2 protein-coding genes are annotated in these 1,373 nt (G+C 73.3%); both read left to right on the top strand.

Annotated elements, in window-relative coordinates; translation table 11 throughout:
• Positions 1–553 (top strand): serine hydrolase domain-containing protein (locus JHN45_RS51925; RefSeq protein ID WP_201056490.1); only part of this gene is annotated, 553 nt, incomplete at its 5' end.
• A gap of 67 nt (positions 554–620) precedes the next feature.
• Positions 621–1,373, top strand: a 753-nt coding sequence (locus JHN45_RS51920; protein ID WP_201056489.1) for a fibronectin type III domain-containing protein, incomplete at its 3' end; no start/stop codon positions are given.

The raw sequence follows: 1,373 nt of genomic DNA, 5'->3' as shown, positions 1-1,373 counted from the left end.
GGGCCGGGTGGCGCAGATGGAGGCGCCGCCGGCCGCGGACGCGGGAGTTCTCCGCGTCCGCCCCAAGCGGTCGGTCTCCGAGGCCTACGCCAACCCCGACTCCCTCACCCGGCGTGCGTTCGGCGCGATCACCCCGATGCCGGACGAGAACGACCCGGCGTACCGGGCCGCCGTACTCCCCGCGTCGAACGGCATCGCGACGGCAGACGGCCTGGCCCGTTTCTACGCCTCCCTGATCGGCGAACTCGACGGCGGGGCACGGCTGTTCACCCCGGAGACGGTTGAGCTGGCCCGTGCCGAACGTTCCTCGGGCCCCGACCGCGTCCTCGTGATCAACACCCGTTTCGGGCTCGGCTACATGCTGCACGGCGGCGCGTCCCCGCTGCTGTCCGACGGCTCCTTCGGGCACCCGGGCCGGGGCGGCGCGCTGGGCTTCGCGGACCCGGATTCGGGCATCGCGTTCGGGTATGTGACGAATTCGTTCAGAAAGAGCGTGACGGCTGATCCACGGGCGCAGGCCCTGGTCAGAGCGGTGCGCACCGCACTGTCGTAGCGCACTGGTACGGCTGCCGCCGTCGGCATCACGGCCGGCGTTCACGACCCTGGGGCAACAATGGGGTATGCGCTGCTGCATCTCGGCTCCCCTCGCGGCCCTCGCCGCGCTCCCCACTCCCTACGACGTCCTGCGCTCCGGCACGCTCCTCGTCCCGGCGCTGCTGCGTGCCGCCCACGCCCGTCCCGGACGCGGCGGATTCCGCCAACTGGCCGCCGTCCACCTGGAGTTGGTCACCCTCACCGAGGACAGCGCGATCATCACCTGGCACACCCGGATACCCGGCACCGACGACGGTTTCGGCCACCCGATCCCCGCGGTCACCGAAGGCGAGGTCGTCTACGGCACCCACCCGGCCCGGCTCAACCGTGTCGCGGCCGAGGAGCGGCCCACCGCGCACCACCAGGTGGAGCTGACCGGCCTGGAGCCCGGGCAGACGTACTACTACCGGGCACGTTCCGCGGGCGTGACCGCCGTACCGACGCCGTTGCAGCACGTGCGCGGGAACGCCGTCGGGACCTCGCGGCACGGACTCGGCTCGCTGACCGGCACGTACTCCTTCACCACGCCCCAGCCCCCGCCCGGGCGGCACCTGCTGTCCATCGCCCTCTGCAACGACCTGCACCTCGGCGAGACCACCGCGGGCCGCATGGCGGGCTTCCCGCTGCTGCGCGGGGTGTCACAGGCGGCGGGCCTCGCCGCCTACCCGGAGATCATGACCCGGGCCCTGGTCGAGGAGGCCAAGCTGCGCGGGGCGGACGTGCTGCTCGCCGCCGGGGACATCTCCGCGGGCGGGTCACCGGCGGACCTGGCGGCGGCC

It is taken from the genome of Streptomyces sp. MBT53 (genome assembly GCF_016654115.1).
Taxonomy (GTDB): domain Bacteria; phylum Actinomycetota; class Actinomycetes; order Streptomycetales; family Streptomycetaceae; genus Streptomyces.
The sequence above is the reverse complement of the archived record's forward strand: the minus strand, read 5'-3'. Positions and strand labels throughout refer to the sequence as shown.